The following is a 23396-nucleotide window of genomic DNA, read 5'->3' on the forward strand; positions in this document are numbered from 1 at the left end:
CCCGGACCGGGTGTCTGATCGGATTCGAGTGACGCATGCTCTATTTTTCGCGCTGGAAGATTTACCTGATCCTGGCGACCTGCATCGCCGGCTTCATCCTGATGCTGCCCAACTTCCTGGGCCGCGACACGCTGGCGGCGCTGCCGTCCTGGTATGCCAACACCCGGGTGTCGTTGGGTCTCGACCTGCGCGGCGGATCGCATCTGTTGCTTGAAGTCGATATGGCCACCGTCATCCGCGACCGTGTGGAAGGTCTGGTCGATGGCGCCCGGCAGCAGCTGCGCACCGCCAATATCGGCTACACCGCGCTGAACGCCGGCGAGCGCGCCGTGACCGTCCAGCTGCGCGACCCGGCCCAGGCCGACGAGGCGGTGAAGGCCCTGCGCCAGCTCTCCAGCCCGGTGGGCCGCACGGCGCTTGGCGGTGGGCAGCCGGACCTCGACGTGACCGTCAACGGCAGCACGGTGACCGTGGCGCTGAGCGAGGTCGCGCTGCGCGACCGCGCCACCCAGGCCATCGAACAGTCGATCGAGATCGTCCGCCGCCGCATCGACGAGACCGGCGTGAACGAGCCGACGATCGCCCGCCAGGGCAACGACCGCATCCTGGTCCAGCTGCCCGGCGTGGAAGACCCCGACCGCATCAAGCGGCTGCTCGGCACCACCGCCAAGATGACCTTCCGGCTGGTCGACGTGAACGCCGATCCCAACACCGGCCGCGCCCCTCCGGGGTCGGAGATCCTGCCGTCGGCCGAAGGCGACCGCTACCAGTCCAAATACGTCATCCGCAAGAAGGTCGAGGTCGACGGCGCCACGCTGCAGAACGCGTCGGCCGGCACCAACCCGCAGACCGGCGAATGGGTGGTGAATTTCGAATTCAACACGGCGGGCGCCAACCGCTTCGCCGAAGTGACCAAGCAGAATGTCGGCCGGCCCTTCGCCATCGTGCTCGACAACAAGGTCATCAGCGCCCCCGTCATCCGCGAGCCGATCACCGGCGGCCGCGGCCAGATCAGCGGCAACTTCACCGCCGCCAACGCCAACGACCTCGCCGTCCTGCTGCGCGCCGGCGCCCTGCCGGCCCCGCTGAAGGTGATCGAGGAGCGGACCGTCGGTCCCGACCTGGGCGCCGATTCGATCCGCGCCGGCCTGACCGCCGTCGTCGTCGGCTTCCTGATGGTCTGCGTCTACATGATCGCCTGCTACGGGCTGTTCGGCGCCTTCGCCTGCTTCGCCCTGCTGGTCAACATCGTGCTGACCATCGCGGCGCTGTCGCTGCTGCACGCCACGCTGACGCTGCCGGGCATCGCCGGCATCCTGCTGACGCTGGGTCTGGCGGTCGACGCCAACATCCTGATCAACGAGCGTATCCGCGAAGAGACGAAGAAGGGCCGCGGGGTCTTCGCCTCGATGGAGGCCGGCTTCAGCCGCGCCTACAGCACGATCGTCGACTCCAACCTGACGACGGCCATCAAGATGGCGCTGCTGTTCGTCTTCGGCACCGGCACCATCAAGGGCTTCGCCGTCACCATCACCTTCGGCATCCTCATCTCCATGTTCACCGCCACGGTGCTCGTGCGCCTGATGATGGTGACCTGGCTGCGCCGGACGCGTCCGGCCGCGTTGCCGGTCTGAGAGGTCTTACGATGTTCCATCTCCGCCTCGTCCCCGACAACACCAAGATCCCGTTCATGAACGGCCGCATCGCCGGCCTCGTCGTGTCGGCGATCCTGTCCATCGCGTCCATCATCCTGTTCTTCCACCCCGGCCTGAATTACGGCATCGACTTCCGTGGCGGCATCGTCATCGAAGCCCGCACGCCCCAGGCCGCCGACTTCGCCTCGCTGCGCCACACCCTGTCCGGCCTCGGCATGGGGCAGGTGGCGTTGCAGGAGTTCGGATCGACGCAGGACGTGCTGATCCGCCTGGAACGCCAGCCCGGCGACGATGCCGCCCAGCAGGTGGCCGCCGACAAGGTGCGCAACACGCTGGCGCAGGCGATCCCCGGCACCCAGGTCCGCCGCGTCGAAGCGGTCGGCGCCTCGGTCAGCGGCGAGTTGTTCGCCAACGGCATGCTGGCGCTGGGCCTCGCCATGTTGGCGATGCTGGTCTACATCTGGTTCCGCTTCGAATGGCAGTTCGGCTTCGGCGCGGTGGTGACCCTGATTCTCGACATCACCAAGATCGTCGGCTTCTATGCGATCACCGACATCCAGTTCAACCTGACGGCCGTGGCGGCGATCCTGACCGTCATGGGCTATTCGGTGAACGACAAGGTCGTGGTCTATGACCGCATGCGCGAGAACCTGCGCATCTACAAGAAGATGCCGCTGCGCGACCTGATCGACATGTCGATCAACGAGACGCTGAACCGCACCGTCGGCACCTCCGTCTGCACCCTGCTGTCGATCATTCCGCTGGCGCTGTTCGGCGGCGAGGCACTGCAGGACTTCGGCATCGTGCTGATCTTCGGCGTTATCCTTGCGACCAGCTCGTCGGTGTTCATCGCCGCCCCCATCTTGCTGTTCCTTGGCGAGAACCGCCTGCGGCGCGGTGCTCCGGATGCCGCCTCGGCGGGCAACACCCCGGCAACCACGCCGTAACGCCGGACGTTTGGGGAAGGAGAGGGCAGCATGGCCGACATCATGCCGATGATTCCGTCTGACCGTCAGGTCATCGACGGCTATGGTCCGGGGCAGTTCTGCATTTCCGGCCAGTGGCGTGTCGGCGCGGTGATCGTCCTGCCCGACCGCACCCTGGCATGGGAGGCATCCGACGCCGCCTCCCTGTCGGTGGGCCACTTCACCCCGGTGCTGGAGGCCGAGCCGAAGGTGGAAATCCTTCTGCTCGGCACCGGCCCCACCATGCGGATGATCCCGAAGGACCTGCGCCTCGGTCTGCGCGAACAGGGCGTGGTGGTGGAGCTGATGGACAGCCGGGCGGTCTGCCGCACCTACAACGTCCTGCTGGCCGAAGGCCGGCGGGTCGCGGCGGCGATGCTGCCGGTTTAACAGCCATTGAAGCTGTGGCGATCGGGCACTAAGGTAAGGATGTTCCTTACCGCGGTGCCTCATGATCACCAGCAAGCTGACCAGCAAGGCCCAGACGACGATTCCGCAGCCGGTACGGGCTGCGTTGGGTCTGCACGAGGGCGACGAGATCGCCTATCGTATCGAAGACGGCCGCGTCATCCTGACCCGAGCCGCTCCGGCGGCCGCCGACGACCCGTTCCGCTGCTTCACGGAATGGGACAGCGAAGCAGATCGGCAGGCCTATGCCGACCTTTGAAACCTGGAACGTCGTCAAGGTCCCGTTCCCTTACGCCGACCGTCCGGTTCGCCAGCGGCGACCGGCGTTGGTCGTGGCTTGCGGTGAGCTGGAGACAAATCACAACCTGCTATGGGTTCTGATGATCACCAGTGCCGAAAACCGGGGCTGGCCGTCGGATGTGCCTGTCGGCGACCTTGAAGCGGCAGGACTTCCAGCCCCCTCGGTCGTGCGCACCGCCAAGGTCGCGGTGATCGACTCCCGCGATGCGGAACTGCTCGGCTCGCTTGCGGCGGGTGATCGCGGGGCCGTCAGCCGGCAGGTAGGCCACCATCTTACGGGGATGCTGAGAGCGGGCGGGGACGCTTAACCTTGGAAACGACAAAGGCGCCCTTTCGGGCGCCTTTGCGTTTTCAACTCTCGACGGGAAAGTTACGCGGCCAGCTGCTCGGCGGCGAAGTCCCAGTTGGCGAGGTTGTCGATGACCGCCTTCACGAAATCGGCGCGGCGGTTCTGGAAATCGACGTAATAGGCATGCTCCCACACGTCGATGGTGAACAGCGGCTTCTGGCCGTGCGCCAGCGGGGTGTCGGCGTTGCCGGTCTTGCCGACCTTCAGCTTGCCGCCGTCCAGGTACAGCCAGGCCCAGCCCGAGCCGAACTGGGTCAGGGCGGCCTGGGTCAGCTCTTCCTTGAACTTCTCGACGCTGCCGAAGTCGGCAACGATGCGCTGCTCCAGGGCCGCCGGCATCTTGCCGCCGTCCTTCTTCAGGCACTGCCAGAAGAAGGTGTGGTTCCACACCTGGGCGGCGTTGTTGAAGATGCCGACCTTGGACGCATCGCCGGCGGAAGCCTTGATGACCTCCTCCAGGCTGGCGTTGGCCAGCGGGGTGTCCTTGGTCAGGTTGTTCAGGTTGGTGACGTAGGTCTGGTGGTGCTTGTCATGGTGCAGGTGCAGGGTCTCCGACGAGATGTACGGAGCCAGAGCGTCGTACGCATACGGAAGCGGCGGAAGTTCGAACGCCATTTGATTTACCCTCTCTTCTTTGATTGTCCTTCCGGGCCGGGCCTTGCGAGCACGGCACCTCCGTCCGTCCAAATAGGCCGATGACGGAAGCTTGTGAAGGCCGGAAACGGTCCCGACCGTCGTATAGGGTTATTTCCATTCGATAAAGTGGCATCGGCAGCCCGGTTTCCCGAGCGCACGGCAGCCTCCAACGTGGCAGGAAGCCCCGTTTCCGTCCAGTCGCCGGCCAGCGTCAGGTTGCTCCAGCGGGTGCGGGCGCCCGGACGGCGGGCGACCGATTCGGGGGACTGGTCCGGCGTCGCCCGCCGCTCTTTCACCACGCGGAAGGGCGGAATCGCGTCACCGAGTCGCAGGTGCGGGGCGATCTCCGCCCAAAGCCGGGCGGCGATCTCCTCGGCCGGCAGGTCGGCCAGCGCGTCGGCATCGCTGACGGTGACCGACAGCAGGTCGTCGCGCGCGAACAGCCATTCCGCGGTGCCGCCGACCAGCCCGACGAAGGGGAGGCCGCCCGGCAGCCGCACCGGCCCGTCCAGCCGGACATGCAGGTTGACGATGGCCGGCCCCGGCGGCGGCACGGTCAGCCCCGGCACCAGCCGCTCCGCCACCCAGGCCGGCGCGGCGAGAACCACGCTGTCGAGCGGACCGAGTGTCACGGCACTGCCGCCGGCGGAAATGCCGGTCACACGGTCCTCCTCGAAAGTCAGCCCCTCCACCCGCGCGCCCAGATGCAGCGCCGCACCGGCGGCCCGCAGCCGCGCCAGCGCCGGATCGACGAAGGCGGCGGACAGGCCCCGCAGTGCCAACACGGGCCGGCAGGCCGCCTCGCCACGCAGCAGCGTCTCGCGCAGCACGGCGCCGAACAGACGGGCGGAGACACGCTCCACCGGCCCATTGAGCGCGGAGACCGCCAGCGGTCGCCACAGCGGCTCGAACAACGCACCCTCGGGCGACAGGCGATCAGCGACGGAATGATTCAGGCTGGCAGTCAGGCAGCGTAGCGCGGCCAGATAGTCTCGCGGCCGGCTGCCCGGCACCCGGCGGGCCGGGTCGAATAGCCACAGTCCGCCGAGGCGAAGCGTCCAACTGGCGCCATCGCGCAGGTCGAGAAAAGGAAAGGCTGCCGGCCGCAACTCCTCCAGTGCATCGCTACCGCCGGTCCGCTTCGCATAGTTGAGAAGCTCCCGATTGCCGCTGAGCACCATATGGCTGCCATTGTCGATCGACCGGCCGAGAGTGGCGTCATGGAAGCTGCGGCAACGCCCGCCGGCCTGCGGAGCCTGCTCATAGAGCGCGACACGCCGACCGGCTTCCACCAGCCGGACGGCGGCGGCCAGCCCGGCCAGCCCGGCTCCGATCACATGGACGATGCCAGCCTCGCTCATCAGGCCGCCGGGGGAAAGCCGAGCATGCAGCGCACCGCCACCCAGGCGCTTTCGCGCCGGCCGACCCGGACACGCGCGTTCAGGTCGCGCCAGCCGGCGGCACGCAGGCGTCTCAGCAGCCGATGATACAGCACCATCATGGCGGTGGCCGCCCACAGCGATCCGCGCGCATGGCCGGCGATGGCGGACCGCGCCTCGGCGAAGCGGGCCTCGGCCAGTTCGGCCAGCGCCTCGCAGGCGCGGGGCAGGGCGGGATGGGTCAGGACCTCGTCCGGGCGGTCGCTGTCGATGCCGGCGGCCAGCAGAAGTTCCCGCGGCAGGTAGAGCCGGTCCAGTTCGGCATCCTCGGCCAGATCACGAAGGATGTTGGTCAGTTGCAAGGCCTCGCCCAATGCCAGGGCGAAGCGCTCCGTGGCCGGATCGGCGCGGTCGAACACACGGATGGCCAGCATACCCACGGCACCGGCGACCCTCCGGCAATAGAGCCGCAGCGTATCGAGGTCGGGCGCCCGCATGCCGCCGGAACCGGGAACCTCGCCAGCGACATCCATCGCCATGCCGTCGATCAGCGCCTCCAGCTCCGCCCGTGGCAGGCCGTAGCGCTCGATCGCGCCCTTCAGCGCCGCGGTCAGCGGGCCGCCGGGAGCCCCGCCGACATAGAGATCGCGGATGTCGCACCGCCAGACGTCCAACGCCGCCCGCTTGGCGGCCGGCTCGCCCGGTTCATCGGCGATGTCGTCGATGCGGCGGCAGAAGGCATAGATCGCGAACATCGCCGCCCGCTTGGAAGCGGGCAGCAGACGCATCGGCCAGTAGAAGGTGCTGCCCGACTTCGCGGTGACGCTGGTCGCCGTATCGGGTGACTTGTCGTCCGGCAACGTCGTGGATACCGGTTCCAGCGGGGCCGTCTCCAGCGGCGGAGGGGTCATCTGTAGCATCCTGGGCATTGCCCGTCCTGACGTGCCTTTTGGCGCACGTCGCGACGTGTGGCCCCGGAGTTTATGCGGCGGAGAAGCTACGCGCCAGCCCCCGCGCCACGGCGGCCAGCTTGTGATGGGCGCCCAGCGTCACCCGCGCCTTCATCGGGTCGCGCGCCTTCAGCCGCCGCGACAGCGATTCGGCGAGGCTGAGGATCACCGCCGCCTCCATCCGCAGGCCGCGGTGCTGGATCAGGCCGGGCAGGGCGGCGGCACGCTCCAGCAGCCGGTCGGTATGCTCCAGCGCCTGATCGAAGATGGCGCGCAGGCGGGCGTCGCTCTCGACTTCCACCAGACGTTCGACGCTGATCCCAGCCTCGTCGAACCAGCCGAGCGGGATGTAGCAGCGGCCGAGCTGGGTCCAGTCCTCCCGCGCGTCCTGCAGATGGTTCAGCACCTGCAGGGCGGAGCACAGAGCGTCCGATGCCGGCCCGGCTGCCACGCCCTCGCCATGCAGGTCCAACAGGTAGCGGCCGACCGGGTTGGCGGAAAAGCGGCAGTAGAGAAGCAGGTCGCTCCAGCTGTGGCAGCGGGCACCGACGGAGTCGCGGCGGAAGGCACGCAGAATCTGGCGGGCATGGCGGTCGCTGACGCCGGTCTTCTGCAGGCTCTCGCGCAGCTCAGTCGCCGGCTTCAGATAAGCGTGCTTGGCTTGGCCGGAGGTCAGCGCCCGTTCCAGCGCCTCCAGATAGGCCAGCTTGGTCTCCGGTTCGAGATCCGGATCGTCGGCGATGTCGTCGGCCAGACGCACGAAGCGGTAGAAGGCGATCACATGGGGACGCAGGTGCTTCGGAATCAGGCGGGAGGCGACCGGGAAATTCTCACCCGTCTCGTCCTTGCGGGCGACCGGGCCGGTCTTGCGGGGCTTCGTCGGGGCGATGTTGAAATCCGTCATGGGATCCCTGCCTGCTGCGCGTCGGGGCTGGCGGTGCGACCGTGTGTGCTTCATATAGGCGTAGCAACTGGCTTTGGCCCGTCCTTCCATCGCTCCTCCCCTCTTTTTCCAATCGAGCATCACATGGTGAAGGCTGCGACCGACCTGTCCTATTGCGGACGGGAGGTTCGGAAATATGACAACGACCACTTTCTGGCAGGTCTGTTTACCCCCGCCGACAGGCGTGAGGCGACTTTTGCGCTCTACGCCTTCAACCTGGAGATCGCGAAGACGCGGGAGGTGGTCAGCGAACCGATCCTGGGCCAGATGCGGCTGCAATTCTGGCGCGACGGCATCGAAGCCGTCTATGAGGATGGACCCGTACCGCGCCACGAGGTGATGGAGCCGCTGGCCCAGGCCGCACGCGGACTGGGGCTGAGCCGTGCCCAGTTCGACCGGCTGATCGACGCGCGCGAAGCCGATCTGGACGACACGCCACCGGCCGACCTGACCTGTCTCGTCAACTATGCCGAGGTGACCGGGGCGCCGCTGGTCCAACTGGCATTGGAGATTCTTGGCGTACGGGATGCGGCGGCGATGACGGCCGGGCGCCATGTCGGCATCGCCTATGCCCTCTCGGGCATTCTGCGCGCGGTTCCCTTCCTCGCCCGCCAGCACCGGCAGCGTCTGCCGGACGACCTGATGCAGCGGCATGGCGCCAGCAGCGAAGACCTGTTCGCCATCCGCTCGACGCCGCAGTTGCGGCCGGTGGTGCAGGAGATCGCCGAGGTCGCCCGCAAGCATCTGGCCGAGGCGCGCGCCCTGCGCCACGAGGTGCCCAAGGCCGCGGTTCCGGCGCTGCTGCCGGCGACGCTGGCCGACCTGCATCTGGGCGTGATCGCACGGGAGGGCCACGACGTGTTCGCCCCGCGCGTGATGCTGGCCAACCCGTTCCGTCAGCTTCGGCTGGGCTGGGCGGCGATGCGCGGGCGCTACTGACGCCCGCGCTTGCGATTGCCGGTCAGTCCTTCAACCAGCCGTCAAGGTCGGCCAGCGCCCGGCGGGTGTAGGCCAGCTTGCGGTCGCGCCCCCGGATCTTGTCGTCCACCGGCGGGAACAGGCCGAAATTGACGTTCATCGGCTGGTAGGTCTCCGCCTCCGCCCCGCCGGTGATGTGGCCGAGGATGGCACCGAGCGCCGTGGTCACCGGCGGCGTGCTGATCTCCTGGCCCAGACGCTCCGCGGCAGCGAAGCGGCCGGCGAGCAGGCCGACCGCCGCACTCTCGACATAGCCTTCGCAGCCGGTGACCTGCCCAGCGAAGCGCAGGCGGGGCAGCGACTTCAGCCGCAGGGCGCCGTCGAGGATGCGCGGGCTGTTCAGGAAGGTGTTGCGGTGCATGCCGCCTAGCCGCGCGAACTCGGCATTCTCCAGGCCGGGGATCATGCGGAAGATGCGCGCCTGCTCGGCATGGCGCAGCTTGGTCTGGAAGCCGACGAGGTTGTACAGCGTGCCCAGCGCATTGTCCTGGCGCAGCTGCACCACCGCGTAGGGGCGGCGCTCCGGCTTGTGCGGGTTGGTCAGCCCGACCGGCTTCATCGGGCCGTAGCGCAGGGTGTCGACTCCGCGCTCCGCCATCACCTCGATCGGCAGGCAGCCTTCGAAGTAGGGGGTGTTCTTCTCCCACTCCTTGAAGTCCAGCTTCTCGCCCTCGATCAGGGCGGCGATGAAGGCGCGGTAATCGTCCTTCTCGAAGGCGCAGTTGATGTAGTCCTTGCCGGTGCCGCCGGGGCCGGGCTTATCGTAGCGCGACTGGAACCACGCCTTCGACAGGTCGATGCTCTCCAGATAGACGATGGGGGCGATCGCGTCGAAGAAGGCCAGCGATTCCTCGCCGGTCTGGGCGCGCACCGCCTCGGCCAGGGCCGGGGAGGTGAGGGGGCCGGTGGCGACGATAACGCTGTCCCACTCCTCCGGCGGCAGGCCGGCGACCTCCTCGCGCTGGATGGTGATGAGGGGATGGGTCGAGACGGCTTCCGTCACCGCGTCGGCGAAACCGTCGCGGTCCATGGCAAGCGCGCCGCCGGCCGGCACCTTGTGCGCATCGGCGCAGCGCAGGATCAGCGAGCCGCAGCGCCGCATCTCCTCATGCAGCAGCCCCACCGCGTTGTATTCGGCATCGTCCGACCGGAAGGAGTTGGAGCAGACCAGCTCCGCCAACTTGTCGGTGTCGTGGGCCTCGGTCTTGCGGACCGGCCGCATCTCGTGCAGCACGACGGGCACGCCGCGGGAGGCGAGCTGCCACGCGGCTTCCGAGCCGGCGAGACCGCCGCCGATGACATGGACGGGGCGAAGGGTGTCGGTCATAGAAGCAATGTTCCAAACAAAGACTGTGGGTGATTTGTCCGCAATCTAGGCGGTTCCCCTTCAAAACGACAGCCCCCAAACGGCGGCGTCCGAATACAAGTCAGCCGGCCTCCGCTGGGAAGGCCGGCTGCAAGTCGATCAGGAGTCAGTCAGAACATCGAACTGCTTACCTCGAGCCAGGGTCGTCAACCGAAGCGACGGCTCACTCGCTCTTCGTCGTCGTGCTGCGCTCGACGGTGGTGGAGCCGGTGGGCGGCGGCGGCACGGCCGTCGAACCATAGCCGGGGGTGCTGGTCGTCGTGGTCGTCGTGCTGGTGGTGGATTTGTCGGACCCGCAGGCCGCCAGCAGCAGGGCCGCACCCAGGGCGGCCCCCAAACCGGTTAGAAGCGTCTTGCTCATGCCTCTCGTCTCCCATGCAGTGCGAACTCTGCAGGGGAGAACGTGGCGCAGCTTGTGTTTGTTCACGCTCTCTTTCGGGTTGCCGATTTCCGCACCACCGGCTTCGCCTTCAGGTAGGGGGCGAGGTAGCGTCCGGTATAGCTGCGCTCCACCTTCGCGACATCCTCCGGCGTGCCTTCGGCGACAATCTCGCCGCCGCCGGTGCCGCCCTCCGGCCCCAGATCGATGATCCAGTCGGCGGTCTTGATGACCTCCAGATTGTGTTCGATCACCAGCACCGTGTTGCCCTGGTCGACCAGCGCGTGCAGCACCTCCATCAGCTTTTCGACGTCGGCGAAATGCAGGCCGGTGGTCGGTTCGTCGAGGATGTACAGCGTGCGGCCGGTGGCGCGGCGGCTCAGCTCCTTGGACAGCTTGACGCGCTGTGCCTCGCCGCCCGAGAGCGTCGTCGCCGCCTGCCCGATGTGGATGTAGCCGAGGCCGACCCGCTCAAGCGTATCCATCTTGTCGCGGATGCCGGGGACGGCCTTGAAGAACTCCTTGCCCTCCTCGACCGTCATGTCCAGCACGTCGGCGATGGTCTTGTCGCGGTAGGTGACTTCCAGCGTCTCGCGGTTGTAGCGCTTGCCGTGACAGACGTCGCAGGTGACGTAGACGTCGGGCAGGAAGTGCATCTCGATCTTGATGACGCCGTCGCCCTGGCAGGCTTCGCAACGCCCGCCCTTGACGTTGAAGGAGAAGCGGCCTGGGCCGTAGCCGCGCGCCTTCGATTCCGGCAGGCCGGCGAACCAGTCGCGGATCGGCGTGAAGGCGCCGGTGTAGGTCGCGGGGTTGGAACGCGGGGTGCGGCCGATCGGCGACTGGTCGATGTCGATGACCTTGTCCAGATGCTCCAGGCCCAGCACGGCGTCATGGTCCGCCGGATGCTCGCGGGCGCCCATCAGCTTGCGCGCCACCGCCTTGTACAGCGTCTCGATGATCAGCGTCGACTTGCCGCCGCCCGACACGCCGGTCACGCAGGTGAAGGTGCCGAGCGGAATCTTGGTCGAGACGTTCTGCAGGTTGTTGGCGCGCGCACCCTGCACCTCGAGGAACTGGCCGGGATGGCCGGGCCGCCGCGTGTCGGGCACGGGCACGAAGCGGGTGCCGTTCAGATATTGGGCGGTGATGCTGTCGGGGTTCTTCTGAACCTCCTCCGGCCGGCCCTGGGCGATGACGGTCCCGCCATGCTGGCCGGCGCCGGGACCCATGTCGACCAGATAGTCGGCGCTGCGGATCGCGTCCTCGTCATGCTCGACGACGATAACGGTGTTGCCGATGTCGCGCAGGCGCTTCAGCGTCTCCAGCAGCCGGTCGTTGTCGCGCTGGTGCAGGCCGATGGACGGCTCGTCCAGCACATACAGCACGCCGGTCAGGCCGGAGCCGATCTGCGACGCCAGCCGGATCCGCTGGCTCTCGCCGCCCGAAAGCGTCCCCGACCCGCGGCTGAGCGTCAGATACTCAAGCCCGACGGCGTTGAGGAATCCCAGCCGCTCGTTGATCTCCTTGAGGATGCGGTAGGCGATCTCGCGGTCCTTCGGGCGCAGATGCTCGTTCAACTCGCTGAACCACGCTCCGGCACCGGCGATGGACAGTTCCGCCGCCTCCGAGATGTTGCGGCCACGGATCTTGACCGCCAGCGCCTCCGGCTTCAGCCGCGCGCCCTTGCAGACCTCGCAGGGCTGGGAGGACTGGTATTTCGACAGCTCGTCGCGCGTCCAGGCGCTGTCGGTCTCGCGGTAGCGCCGTTCCAGATTGTTGACGATGCCTTCGAACGGCTTGTTGGTCTGGTAGCGCCGCAGCCCGTCGTCATAGGTCATGGTGATGGCCGACCCGCCGGAGCCGAACAGGATGGTCTGGCGGACTTTTTCCGGCAAATCCTGCCAGGGCGTGGTCATCGACGCGCCGAAATGCTCGCAGATGCTGTCCAGTGTCTGGTCGTAATATTTGGAGGTCGATCCGGCCCACGGCGCGATGGCGCCCTTGGCGAGCGTCAACCGCTCGTCCGGCACCACCAGCATCGGGTCGAAATAGATCTTGCTGCCCAAGCCATCGCAGGCCGGGCAGGCGCCGAACGGGTTGTTGAAGGAGAACAGCCGCGGCTCGATCTCCGGAATGGTGAAGCCGCTGACCGGGCAGGCGAATTTCTGCGAGAAGACGGTCTGCTCGTTGGTCTCGGCATTCTCGACCCAGACGATGCCGTCGGCCAGCCCCAGAGCGGTCTCCAGCGAATCGGCCAGACGGTTGCCCAGCCCTTCGCGCACCACGATGCGGTCGACCACCACCTCGATGTCGTGCTTCAGCTTCTTGTTGAGCGCCGGCACCTCGTCGATCTCGTACATGGTGCCGTCGACCCGCACGCGCTGGAAGCCGCGCTTGCGCAGGTCCTGGATTTCCTTCTTGTACTCGCCCTTGCGGCCGCGGACGAAGGGCGCCAGCAGCAGCAGGCGCGTGCCCTCCGGCATCGCCATGATCCGGTCGACCATCTGGCTGACCGTCTGGCTTTCGATCGGCAGGCCGGTGGCCGGCGAATAGGGGATGCCGACGCGCGCCCACAAGAGGCGCATATAGTCATAGATCTCCGTCACCGTGCCGACGGTGGAGCGCGGATTCTTCGACGTCGTCTTCTGCTCGATGGAGATGGCCGGCGACAGCCCCTCGATCGAATCGACGTCCGGCTTCTGCATCAGCTCCAGGAACTGGCGCGCGTAGGCCGACAGGCTCTCCACATAGCGCCGCTGCCCTTCGGCATAGATGGTGTCGAAGGCGAGCGACGACTTGCCCGATCCCGACAGGCCGGTGATGACGATCAGCTCGTCGCGCGGCAGATCCACATCGACGTTCTTCAGGTTGTGTTCCCGCGCGCCGCGGACGCTGATGTACTTGTTCATGGAGTGTTCTTTTACCCGAAGCCCATCCGGATGGAAAGCGGCAAGGCGCCGCGACGCATGACGAAAAACGGCCGGCCGAAAAGCAGAGCCCCTATGGCCGGCCGGCTGACGATATATGCGCCGGCCGCGCCATTGCCACCGGCGCCCGGCGCGGGTCCGTCATGACCAGAAGGGCGGCACCGCACGGAAACGCTTCCACAGATCCGGCAGAGCCTTGCGCCGCTTGTCGGACTGGCGGTCCATCCAGGCGGCGACGGCGGCGATCGTCTTCTGATCCGGCCCCTTCAACGAGCCCAGCATGCGGGCGCCGGTGACGGCGTCCTGGTCGGCGTCCAGCGCCGCCTGCAACGGCTCCAGCGCCGCGAAGAAGGGCAGGGTGGCGGCCTCCGGATAGAGCCCGCGAAAGAAGTCGGCGGTGTAGCGCAGTGTGCGCAGCCGCCGGCGCAGCTTGTCGCGCGCCTTGGCATCCTCCGGCGGCTTCGCCGTCTTGCCGAGCTTTGCCATCCGCGCCGACAGCCAGCTGCCGGCGAGCGTCGTGACCGGAGCCGACAGTGCGGCCCGGCGGTCGCCGTCGGCCTCCGACATCCAGCGGCCATGCTCCAGCCACGCGGCGAGCGCCAGCACCATGGTCGTGCAGCCCGGCGCCAGGATCGCCGCCACCGCCTCCCGCGCCGGCCCGGCGCCGGCGGTCCGGGCGAGCGAGGCCAACCGCTCCAAAGCCGTGGGGTCGATGCCCGCCGCCGTCTTCGGATTGGCGATAAGCGGATCGATGACGCCGGACATCAGCACGTCCCACCCGCGCGCCGGCCCCAGCCGCTTGGCGAGCGCGCGGCTTTCCTCCACCAGCCGGTCGGCCTCGGGCGAGGCGACCAGAGGCGCGAAGAAGCGGTGGGCGATGCGCAGCCGCCGCAGCGCGACGCGCATGCGGTGCAGCCCCTCCACATCGCCGCCCGCAAGCGCGCAGGATTCGTTGGCGAGGAACTGGCGCAACGCCTGCCGCAGGATGTGCCGGTAGGCCTCCGCCACCGTGGTCAGCGGCGACAGGCCGAGCGGTTCGGCCTCCACCGGCCCCGGCGCCTTGCCGGTGACCAGCCGCAGCCCGGCTTCCGCCTTGCTTTCGGTGCCGATGCGCATGGGGATGGCGGCTTGCAGGGTCAGCGCCAGATCGAACAGGCTGGCGACCTTGCCGGCCTTCAGCTCCAGTTCCACCTCGCCGACCGGCAGAGAGTTGCCGCCGGCATAAACGGCGCCGTCATCCACCGCCAGTTCGACCGCCGTCAGCGTATCGGGGCGCAGCAGCAGGGTGGTGCGGCGGAAATCGGTGATGAACAGGCAATCCAGCGCATCGAGTGCCGCCGCCGGAACCAACCCGGCGACGCCGGGATCGCTCAGCACGCCGATATCCACCGCCTCGCCCGCAACGATCCACTCCCATTCCCGCCGCACCGCCACGGCGGCGGAATCGCCGGGGCTGGCGCTGTTGACGGTCTTCAGGGTCTGGATGAAGCGGTCGCCCTCCTGCCGCACGCGCAACGCCACGCCGTTCGCCGCCAGCTTCAGGTCGGGCGTGTCGAAATAGGCGGTGCGCAGCCGCTGCGTCGTCGCCGGCCCGTCGGCCAGCGCCAGCAGTCCCGGAAGGGAGGCAACCCGAGCCAGATCCGGCGATGCGGCATGGAGTTTCAGTTCCACCTCGCGGAAAGCGACGGGGGTTGAGGGCTGCGCATCGGGAAGTGCGGGCGGGCTGACGGGCGGAATGGCGGGTGGCAAGGGTTGGCATCCTCCCGAATCCGGCCGGAGCGCGGCCTCGAATGAACCAAGTGGCTCCGTGGATACCCCAACCGCCGCCGCAGGTTAAGAGAGTTTACGCGGCTGCACAAAATCCGCCAGCCGCCCGGCCCCCAATTCCAGGTCGGCCCAATGCAGCGTTTCGAAGACCAGGACGGCACAGGCGCCGGTCGGGAACTTGTCGGCCAGCGCGTGACGCAGCCCGTGATCGCCGCTGCCGGTCAGGGCGTTCGCCAGCTCGTGCAGGTCCGGATTGTGCGCCACCAGCATCAGGCCGGTCGCCGAATCCGGCGCGTCGCGCAGCCGTTCCAGCAGCGTGCGGGCGCCGCACAGGTAAAGTCCCCGCTCATGCTCCACCGGTGGGTATGGCGCGCCGATGGCCGCCATCACGCGCTTGCGCGTCTCCACCGCCCGCACCGCCGTGGAACACAGGACGAGGTCGACGTGGGCGTGATGCTTGGCCAGATAGCCGCCGACCAAGGTGGCCGCCTTCTCGCCACGGGCGTTCAGCGGCCGGTCGTGATCGCCCAGCGACGGATCGTCCCAGGAGGATTTGGCGTGGCGCAGCAGGAACAGCGTCTTCATGGCGGAAATCGGTCGCGGCAGGGGAGGGAGAGGGGACGAGCGGACTGGGCGGGGTCGCAGCCTATAGCCAAATGGGAGTCCTGAAACCGTAACGCATATGGGATACTCTGTCTGCCCACCATATAACCGTCGTCGGCACCGCTGGAAGGCAGGCGCCGGCGCTCAGGGTTTCAAGATTTCAGAGGTCGACGTGACGCAACTCCAGGAACTCGATTCGGTCGGTATCGAGCCAAACGCTCCGGAACGCTTCATCAATCGGGAGCTGTCGTGGCTGGCCTTCAACCAGCGCGTCCTGGACGAGGCCGCCAATCCGAATCACCCGCTTCTGGAGCGGTTGCGCTTCCTGTCGATCTCCGCCAGCAACCTCGACGAATTCTACATGGTCCGCGTCGCCGGCCTGAAAGGGCAGGTGGCCGCCGGCGTGAAGGCGCCGAGCCCGGAGAATCTGACTCCCGCCCAGCAGTTGGCCGCGGTGAAGCAGCGCATCGCCCTGCTGATGGACAGCCAGCAGACGATGTGGCGCACGCTGAAGGGCGAGCTGCGGGAAGCTGGAATCTCCGTGGTCGATCCCAAGGACCTCAGCGAGGGCGAGCTGGACTGGCTGGAAGCCAAGTTCCTGGACGACATCTTCCCGATTCTGACCCCCATCGCCGTCGATCCCGCCCACCCCTTCCCGTTCCTGCCCAATCTCGGATTCTCGCTGGCGCTGCAGTTGCATGATCCGGTCAAGGGCCGTCATATCGACGCCCTGGTGCCGCTGCCCTCGCAGTTGGAGCGGTTCCTGCGCCTGCCCGGCTCGGACATCCGCTTCCTCCAGCTGGAAAAGGTGGTGATGCAGTTCATCGACCGCCTGTTCCCTCCGTTCCAGGTCAAGGCGCACGGCGTCTTCCGCGTCCTGCGCGACAGCGAGATCGAAATCGAGGAAGAGGCGGAGGATCTGGTCCGCACCTTCGAAAGCGCGTTGAAGCGCCGCCGCCGCGGCAGCGTCATCCGGCTCGCCACCGACAGCGGCATGGCGGCCGACCTGCGCGATTTCCTGCGCCATGAGCTCAACGTCGCCTCGGACGACGTCTTCATCCTGGATGGGCTGATCGGCCTGAGCGACACCAAGCAGCTGATCGTCGACGAACGGCCGGATCTGGTCTTCCGCCCCTTCAACGCCCGCTTCCCGGAACGAATCCGCGATTTCGGCGGCGATTGCTTCGCGGCGATCCGCCACAAGGACATCGTCGTCCACCACCCCTACGAATCCTTCGACGTGGTCGTCCAGTTCATCCGGCAGGCGGCGCGCGACCCGCAGGTGGTTGCGATCAAGCAGACCCTCTACCGCACCAGCAAGGACAGCCCCATCGTCGCCGCGCTGATCGAGGCGGCGGAGGCCGGCAAGTCGGTGACCGCGCTGGTCGAGTTGAAGGCCCGATTCGACGAGGAGGCGAACATCCGCTGGGCGCGCGACCTGGAACGCGCCGGCGCCCAGGTGGTCTACGGCTTCGTCGACCTGAAGACCCACGCCAAGGTGTCGCTGGTGGTGCGGCGCGAGAAGAAGGCGCTGCGCAGCTACGTCCATTTCGGTACCGGCAACTATCACCCGATCACCGCGAAGGTCTACACCGACCTGTCCTTCTTCACCTGCGATCCGGCGCTGTGCCACGACGCCGCCGTCATGTTCAACTTCATGACCGGCTACGCGACGCCGAAGGTGCTGGAGAAGATCGCCATTGCGCCGATCACTCTGCGTCAGCGCCTCTTCGACCTGATCGAGGCGGAGATCGCCCATGCCGCCGCCGGCCGTCCGGCATCGATCTGGGTGAAGCTGAACTCGCTGGTCGATCCGGTCATCATCGACAAGCTGTACAAGGCGTCGCAGGCCGGGGTGCAGATCGACATGATCATCCGCGGCATCTGCTGCCTGCGGCCCGGGGTGAAGGGACTGTCGGAGAATATCCGGGTGCGCAGCATCGTTGGCCGCTTCCTGGAACATGGCCGCGTCATCTGCTTCGGCAACGGCCATCCGATGCCCAGCAATCAGGCCAAGGTGTTCATCTCCTCGGCTGACTGGATGACCCGCAACCTGGACCGCCGCATCGAAACGCTGGTTCCCATCGAAAACCCGACGGTGCATGAACAGGTGCTCGACCAGATCATGGTCGCCAACATGAAGGACGACGCAAGCACCTGGAAGCTGGGGCCCGATGGCGTGTACCATCGGATCAAAGCTGGCCCGGACGCGTTCAGCGCCCATAATTACTTCATGACCAACCCCAGCCTGTCCGGCCGGGGCAGCGCGCTCAGCAGCAAGCGCACGCCGCCGCGGCTTATGCTGCATGCGGTGTCCTGAGGGCGGGTGACGGGAGCGAGAGCATGAGCAAGGACAAACGCGCGGCCGCCATCCCGGGCGACGTCGGGCAGGCGGGCGTCGGCGGATTCGGCATGGCTGCCGCCCCCGATCACGCCCCCGACAACGCCGGCGAGCGCGTCGGCGTGATCGACATCGGCTCCAACTCGATCCGTCTGGTCGTCTATGACGGGCTGACCCGGTCTCCGCTCGCCCTGTTCAACGAGAAGGTCCTGTGCGGCCTCGGCCGTGGTGTCGAGAAGTCCGGCGTGCTGAACCCCGATGGCGTCGCCCAGGGGCTGGTGGCGCTGGAACGCTTCGCCACGCTGGCCCAGGGCATGCGCGTCGGCCGGCTGGACGTGATCGCCACCGCCGCCGTGCGCGACGCCCGCGACGGCGCCGCCTTCGTCGATGCCATCCGCCGCCGCGCCGGCCTGACCGTCCGCGTCATCAGCGGCGAGGAGGAGGCGCGGCTGTCGGCCATGGGCGTGCTGTCCGGCACCCCCGGCGCCGACGGGCTCGTCGGCGACCTCGGCGGCGGCAGCCTGGAACTTGTCCCGCTCGACCGTGGCGTGATCGGCAGGCAGGTGACTTTGCCGCTCGGCCCGCTGCGGCTGATGGAGGTCGGCTCGTCCAAGGGTGGTCCGGCCAAGCTGATCGACCAGCATCTGGAATCGCTGCCCTGGCTGTCGGCGATGAAGGGGCGGCCCTTCTACCCGGTCGGTGGAAGCTGGCGAGCCATCGCCAAGCTGCATATGGAGCAGTCCGGTCATCCGCTGCACATCATCCACCACTACACCATCCCCGCCGCCGACGCGCGCGAGTTCACCGGGCTGATCGGCCGGCAGAGCCGCTCGTCGCTGGAAAAGATGGCCGGGTCGCGCCGGCGACTCGACACGCTGCCCCTGGCCGGGCTGGTGCTGGAACGGCTGCTGCGCATCGCCCAGCCATCGAAGCTGGTCTTCTCCGCCTATGGCCTGCGCGAGGGGCATCTCTATTCGCTGCTCTCGCCGGAGGGGCAGCGCGAGGATCCGCTGATGGCGTCGGCAGCCGATTGGGCGCAGCGCTTCGTGCGGATGGGCGACCCGGCGCTGCTGATGTCCTGGACCGCCGGGCTGTTTGCCGGGGAGGACGACAACGCCATCCGCCTGCGCCATGCAGCCTGCCTGCTGAGCGACGTCGGCTGGGCCGACCATCCCGATTACCGGGCGGAGCATGCCTTCCTCCGCGTGCTGCGCTATCCGTTCCCGGCGCTGGACCATGACGAGCGGGCGTTCCTGGCGCTCGCCGCCCATGCCCGCTATTCCGGCACCATCGACGTGCCGCTGACTGCGCCGGTGCGGACGCTGGTGACCGAAGGGCAGGGCATGAAGGCGCTGGTGCTGGGTCTGGCGCTCCGCCTCGCCCACACTCTGTCGGGCGGCGCCACGGCGCTGCTGGAGCGTACCAGCCTGAAGGTCGGAGACGGCCGGGTGGTGCTGACCCTGCCCGACGACCGCAGCGTCCCGTCGGGTGAAGCGGTCCAGCGCCGCATCGATGCGCTTGCCAAAGCAATGAATCTCAAGGGCGACGTGGTCCAGCCGCTGCGGCCGCAGGCGGCGGAATAGGGCAGGGCAGGTGGGCCGCCCGTCGACGAATGACAGGCGGCCCTACCCCCGTCAGGTTCGGGTGATCGACACGCCGCCGTCGACCAGCAACGCGGTTCCGGTGGTGAAGCTGGACGCATCCGACGCCAGATAGAGCGCCGACTGTGCGATTTCACGCGGCGTGGCGAGCCGCTTCAGCGCATGAAGACCTTGGACGAACGCCAAAGCCTCCGGCGTGTTGGACACGGCGCGTCCCATCGGCGTGTCGGTGCCGCCCGGCAGCAGCGCGTTGGCCCGGATGCCCTGCGGTCCGTACTCGGCGGCGATCACCTGCATCAGCCCGATCAGTCCGGCCTTGCTGGCCGCATAGGCGGCCATGCCCGGAAAGCCGACCGTGTGGCCGACGAAGGTCGAGGTGAAGATCAGCGATCCGCCGCCACGGGCGAGCATCGCCGGAATCTGGTGTTTGGCGGCATGGAAGGCGCTGGTCAGGTTGGTGTCGATCACCTCGTGCCACATCTCCGCCGTCATCTCCGGAATCTGCACCGTCGCGCCGGTCGTTCCGGCATTGTTGAAGGCGACGTCAAGGCCGCCGAACTGTCGCGTGGCGACCTCCACGGCTTCACGTGCGGTCTCCGCGTCAGCGACATTGCCGGCCACGGCGACGGCATCGCCGCCATTGTCCCGGATCTCGTCGGCCAGCCGTTCCAGTTCGCCGCGCCGCCGGGCCACGAGCACGAGCTTCGCGCCATGCTCGGCGAACAGCAGCGCCGCCTCGCGTCCGATACCGGAACTGGCGCCCGTGACGATTGCAATTTTCCCGTCGAGCTGTCTCATTGCCATTCTCCCTTGCGATGAACGGCCCGAGAGTCGCGAATGTGGTGCTGTCCGGGCTATCCGGTTCTTGCTTTCGAATTCGCAAGGCTGGAGCGGCCGGCGATGGGTTTAATTTCCATAACCTTCCTTATGTGTTTTTTTATCCCCCTCACCGGCGGCATTTCTAAATAATGCAGTAACGACACTACGCCAGAGCGCAGTTGTTAGGCGCCATGACTCAGACTATCTTCTGGGAAGGCGCGTCGAGGATCCTACCCCTCGACGCGCCCGCCCGATCAGCGGTTCAGGTACTCAAGCACGAGCTTGACCACCTGCAACAGCAGGATCAGGAGCTTGAGGATATCTGACATCCTCTGTCTCCCAGCCAAGCGGCGGCGGTGGCGGCCAGTCCGCCACCGCGTCCGCGCACCGGCTATATCCGGTGGCGCCGCCTTGCGGGAGTCGCGTCCGGCGGGAAAAACTTCAAATTTCGCGCATTCAATGGGTTGACCGGTTGAGGCATGGCGATCCGGACCTCCGCTACCCATTTCCGGCGTCGCACCTTCTGACCCGGATGGATGATGTCGTCGAAGAACCAGCCCACCCCGCCCGACCAGCGTCAGGCGGTTCTGTCCCAGCGTCGCAACCTCAAGATGGCCAAATCCGCCCACGCCTATGTGCGCGGCAGCACGGTGAAGTTCTACGAATGGCTTGAGCAGTCTGGCGGCAAGGTGCCGGATGGGCCGCCGGTCTGGATCTGCGGCGACTGCCATGTCGGCAATCTGGGTCCGGTCGCCAATGCCAAGGGCCGCATCGACATCCAGATTCGCGACGTCGACCAGACGGTGGTCGGCAACCCCGCCCACGACCTGATCCGCCTCGGCCTGTCGCTCGCCACCGCGGCGCGCGGGTCGGATCTGCCCGGCGTCACCACGGCGCTGATGTTGGAGCAGATGATCGAGGGCTACATGATGACCCTCGACGGAGATCTCGGCGGCGAAACCCTGCGGAAGAAGCCGTCGGTCGTCCGCGTCGGCATGCGTCAGGCCATCGGCCGCACCTGGAAGCATCTGGCCAAGGACCGGATCAAGGACATCCGCCCGACGATCCCGCTCGGCAAGCGCTTCTGGCCGCTGACCGACGAGGAGCGCGCGGCGGTGGAAGAGTTGTTCGCCAGGGATCAGGTGCGCCGTCTGGTGACCGCCCTGCACTCCCGCGACGACGATGACCCGATCGAGCTTCTGGACGCCGCCTATTGGGTGAAGGGCTGCAGTTCGCTGGGCCGTCTGCGGGTTGCGGTGCTGCTCGGCGTCGGTGAGGGTCATTACGACGAGGGTGGTCTGAGCCTGATCGACATCAAGGAGGCTGTCCAGGCCGCCGCTCCCCGCGCCACGAAGAACGGCATGCCGCGCGACAACGCGGAGCGTGTGGTGACCGGCGCGCAGAATCTCTCACCCTATCTCGGCGACCGCATGCGCCCTGCCCGTCTGCTCGATCGCGCGGTTTTCCTGCGCGAACTGCTGCCGCAGGACATCAAGCTCGACTTCGACCATCTGACGCGCGAGGAAGCGACCCGCGCCGCCTTCTTCCTGGCCGCCGTGGTCGGCAAGGCGCATGCCCGCCAGATGGACGAGGCGACACGCAAGTCATGGCAGGCCGAATTGGCGCGCAACCGCACCAAGAGCCTGGATGCGCCATCCTGGCTGTGGTCCAGCATCGTCGATCTGATCGTCGGCCACGAAGCGGCCTATCTGGAGCACTGCCGCCGCTACGCCGAGCGTCCGGACGGCTGATCGAGAAGGCCACGCACCATCTCCAGGCAGGCGTCGCGGCCGGGCTGGAAATCCTCGGCGATCCACCGCTCCTCGACGCGCTTCAGCGTCTCACCGACCGCCGGACCGCGCGGAACTCCCAGTTCCAGCAGGTCGCGGCCGGCGATGGGCAGCTTCAAGCCCGGCAGGTCGGCCGCCACCGCCGTCGCCCGGCGCAAGGCCGTGAGGTCCAGCGGGCCGTCATGAATGGCTGCGGCGATCAGCAGCAGGTCGCCGAACAGCTCGGCGTCGCCAAGGCGGTAGAGCGCCTGTCGCAGAGCCTTGCGGTCGCCAGCGGGCGTTAGCGCGGCCGGCGCCAAGGCGACCGGCGGCTCGACCATGGCCAGCAGACGGTCGCGCTCGTGGTTGGACAGGCGCAGCGCCTCGGCGGTCCGCAGCGCGCCCGGCCGGTCGCTGTCCAGCACCGCCGCCAGCCGGCGGGTCGGATCGGGCGTCACCCCCAGGTCGCGTTCCACCGCGATCAGCCGTTCCAGCCGGTCGGTGTCCATGGCTTCCGGCAGCAGGTGGATCATGATCCCCTGCCCCATCATCAGGCGCCAGACCGAAGCCGCGCAGGGGGCCGTCAGCAGGCGGAACAGCTCTCCTCGCACCCGCTCGCCCGACAGGGTCGGCAGGCGCGGTGCCAGCTCGCGGCAGGCGGCCATCGCCTCGGCATCGGGCTCGCCCCGGCCGTAATGGGCATGGAATCGGAAGAAGCGCAGCAGGCGCAGCACATCCTCTTCGATCCGCCGCCGCGCCTCGCCGACGAAGCGGACGCGGCCGGCGGCAAGGTCGGCCAGACCACCGAACGGATCGAACATGGCGCCGTCGGGCGTGCAGCTCAGCGCATTCATGGTCAGGTCGCGGCGGGCGGCGTCCTCGATCCAGTCGTCGGTGAACTCGACGCGGGCGTGGCGGCCGAAGTTTTCCACGTCGCGCCGCAGCGTGGTGATCTCATAGGGCTTGCCGCCGCACAGCGCGGTGACGGTGCCATGGGCGATGCCGGTGGGGATGACGCGGATCCCGGCGCCTTCCAGCAGTTCCATCACCCGTTCCGGCGGAGCGTGGGTAGCGATGTCGATGTCCTTCACCGGCCGGCCAAGCCACGCATCGCGCACACAGCCGCCGACAAAGCGCGCGTCGGCACCGCCCGACGCCAGGGCGTCGAACACCGCGAGGCTTTCGGGGGCGGTCATCCAGGGCTGGGGCGACAGGCGTGCGGCAACGGTCATGGCGCGCGACGCTATCCGATTCCGGT

The 23396-nt window shown here is 67.7% G+C and carries 20 protein-coding genes; 9 read left to right on the forward strand and 11 right to left on the reverse strand.

The annotated features are described in order from the left end of the window. Positions 1-35 precede the first annotated feature (35 nt). The 5 genes from secD (at position 36) to TSO5_RS27580 (ending at position 3636) form a co-directional block, all read left to right on the forward strand. The gene (secD, locus tag TSO5_RS27560; RefSeq protein WP_109154604.1) at positions 36-1634 is read left to right on the forward strand and encodes a protein translocase subunit SecD; all 1599 of its coding nucleotides are present in this window, start codon (positions 36-38) and stop codon (positions 1632-1634) included. A gap of 11 nt (positions 1635-1645) precedes the next feature. Then, positions 1646-2602: a protein translocase subunit SecF gene (secF, locus tag TSO5_RS27565; protein WP_109154605.1), complete on the forward strand. Its 957-nt coding sequence runs from the start codon at positions 1646-1648 to the stop codon at positions 2600-2602. A 30-nt stretch (positions 2603-2632) separates the two neighbouring features. Continuing rightward, positions 2633-3010 (forward strand): Mth938-like domain-containing protein, encoded by a 378-nt coding sequence (locus TSO5_RS27570; RefSeq protein ID WP_109075682.1) that lies wholly within the window; start codon positions 2633-2635, stop codon positions 3008-3010. A gap of 61 nt (positions 3011-3071) precedes the next feature. After that, positions 3072-3287 (forward strand): type II toxin-antitoxin system PrlF family antitoxin, encoded by a 216-nt coding sequence (locus TSO5_RS27575; protein ID WP_109154606.1) that lies wholly within the window; start codon positions 3072-3074, stop codon positions 3285-3287. Beyond that, complete coding sequence (locus TSO5_RS27580) at positions 3274-3636, forward strand: type II toxin-antitoxin system PemK/MazF family toxin (RefSeq protein WP_109154607.1); 363 nt, start codon at positions 3274-3276, stop codon at positions 3634-3636. The genes TSO5_RS27575 and TSO5_RS27580 overlap by 14 nt, the downstream gene beginning before the upstream one ends. Positions 3637-3698: 62 nt before the next feature. Here the strand turns inward: TSO5_RS27580 and TSO5_RS27585 are convergent, their stop codons facing one another. The 4 genes from TSO5_RS27585 to TSO5_RS27600 form a co-directional block, all read right to left on the reverse strand. Then, a complete protein-coding gene (locus TSO5_RS27585; RefSeq protein WP_109075681.1) occupies positions 3699-4292 on the reverse strand; it encodes a superoxide dismutase in 594 nt (197 codons plus the stop codon). A gap of 5 nt (positions 4293-4297) precedes the next feature. Then, on the reverse strand, positions 4298-5674 hold the full coding sequence (hpnE, locus tag TSO5_RS27590) for a hydroxysqualene dehydroxylase HpnE (RefSeq protein ID WP_109154608.1): 1377 nt from the start codon (positions 5672-5674) through the stop codon (positions 4298-4300). Then, positions 5674-6603, reverse strand: coding sequence for a presqualene diphosphate synthase HpnD (gene hpnD / locus TSO5_RS27595; RefSeq protein ID WP_109154609.1), 930 nt, complete (start codon positions 6601-6603; stop codon positions 5674-5676). The genes hpnE and hpnD overlap by 1 nt, the downstream gene beginning before the upstream one ends. 70 nt (positions 6604-6673) lie before the next feature. Continuing rightward, positions 6674-7546, reverse strand: coding sequence for a squalene/phytoene synthase family protein (locus tag TSO5_RS27600; protein WP_109154610.1), 873 nt, complete (start codon positions 7544-7546; stop codon positions 6674-6676). Between the two features lie 123 nt (positions 7547-7669). Here TSO5_RS27600 and TSO5_RS27605 point away from each other — a divergent pair, with 123 nt between their 5' ends. After that, positions 7670-8524 (forward strand): phytoene/squalene synthase family protein, encoded by an 855-nt coding sequence (locus tag TSO5_RS27605; protein WP_109154611.1) that lies wholly within the window; start codon positions 7670-7672, stop codon positions 8522-8524. Positions 8525-8546: 22 nt separating this feature from the next. On the opposite strand, the gene trmFO is transcribed toward TSO5_RS27605, so the two are convergent. The 5 genes from trmFO to TSO5_RS27630 all read right to left on the reverse strand — a co-directional run bounded on the left by trmFO (position 8547) and on the right by TSO5_RS27630 (position 15590). Further along, the gene (trmFO, locus tag TSO5_RS27610) at positions 8547-9890 is read right to left on the reverse strand and encodes a methylenetetrahydrofolate--tRNA-(uracil(54)-C(5))-methyltransferase (FADH(2)-oxidizing) TrmFO (RefSeq protein WP_109154612.1); all 1344 of its coding nucleotides are present in this window, start codon (positions 9888-9890) and stop codon (positions 8547-8549) included. A gap of 202 nt (positions 9891-10092) precedes the next feature. Beyond that, complete coding sequence (locus TSO5_RS27615; RefSeq protein ID WP_109154613.1) at positions 10093-10290, reverse strand: hypothetical protein; 198 nt, start codon at positions 10288-10290, stop codon at positions 10093-10095. 62 nt (positions 10291-10352) lie between these two features. Next, a complete protein-coding gene (uvrA, locus tag TSO5_RS27620; RefSeq protein ID WP_109154614.1) occupies positions 10353-13220 on the reverse strand; it encodes an excinuclease ABC subunit UvrA in 2868 nt (955 codons plus the stop codon). A gap of 159 nt (positions 13221-13379) precedes the next feature. Beyond that, a complete protein-coding gene (locus tag TSO5_RS27625) occupies positions 13380-14987 on the reverse strand; it encodes a CYTH and CHAD domain-containing protein (RefSeq protein ID WP_109154615.1) in 1608 nt (535 codons plus the stop codon). Between the two features lie 84 nt (positions 14988-15071). Beyond that, complete coding sequence (locus TSO5_RS27630) at positions 15072-15590, reverse strand: histidine phosphatase family protein (protein WP_109154616.1); 519 nt, start codon at positions 15588-15590, stop codon at positions 15072-15074. A 190-nt stretch (positions 15591-15780) separates the two neighbouring features. On the opposite strand from TSO5_RS27630, the gene TSO5_RS27635 reads away from it, so the two are divergent. Both TSO5_RS27635 and TSO5_RS27640 read left to right on the forward strand, forming a co-directional pair. Continuing rightward, the gene (locus tag TSO5_RS27635; RefSeq protein ID WP_109154617.1) at positions 15781-17928 is read left to right on the forward strand and encodes an RNA degradosome polyphosphate kinase; all 2148 of its coding nucleotides are present in this window, start codon (positions 15781-15783) and stop codon (positions 17926-17928) included. Between the two features lie 23 nt (positions 17929-17951). Further along, a complete protein-coding gene (locus tag TSO5_RS27640; RefSeq protein ID WP_109154618.1) occupies positions 17952-19532 on the forward strand; it encodes a Ppx/GppA family phosphatase in 1581 nt (526 codons plus the stop codon). Positions 19533-19583: 51 nt separating this feature from the next. Here TSO5_RS27640 and TSO5_RS27645 read toward each other — a convergent pair whose 3' ends face one another. Further along, positions 19584-20348 carry an SDR family oxidoreductase gene (locus tag TSO5_RS27645; RefSeq protein WP_109154619.1) on the reverse strand — a complete coding sequence of 255 codons (765 nt, stop codon included), beginning with the start codon at positions 20346-20348 and terminating at the stop codon, positions 19584-19586. 557 nt (positions 20349-20905) lie between these two features. Between TSO5_RS27645 and TSO5_RS27650 the strand changes: the two genes are divergently transcribed. Further along, positions 20906-22120 (forward strand): DUF2252 family protein, encoded by a 1215-nt coding sequence (locus TSO5_RS27650; RefSeq protein WP_109154620.1) that lies wholly within the window; start codon positions 20906-20908, stop codon positions 22118-22120. Here TSO5_RS27650 and TSO5_RS27655 read toward each other — a convergent pair. After that, the gene (locus TSO5_RS27655) at positions 22096-23370 is read right to left on the reverse strand and encodes a CCA tRNA nucleotidyltransferase (RefSeq protein ID WP_109154621.1); all 1275 of its coding nucleotides are present in this window, start codon (positions 23368-23370) and stop codon (positions 22096-22098) included. The genes TSO5_RS27650 and TSO5_RS27655 overlap by 25 nt on opposite strands. Positions 23371-23396: the final 26 nt, after the last annotated feature.

Origin of the sequence: Azospirillum sp. TSO5 (assembly GCF_003116065.1) — a bacterium.
GTDB lineage: Bacteria > Pseudomonadota > Alphaproteobacteria > Azospirillales > Azospirillaceae > Azospirillum.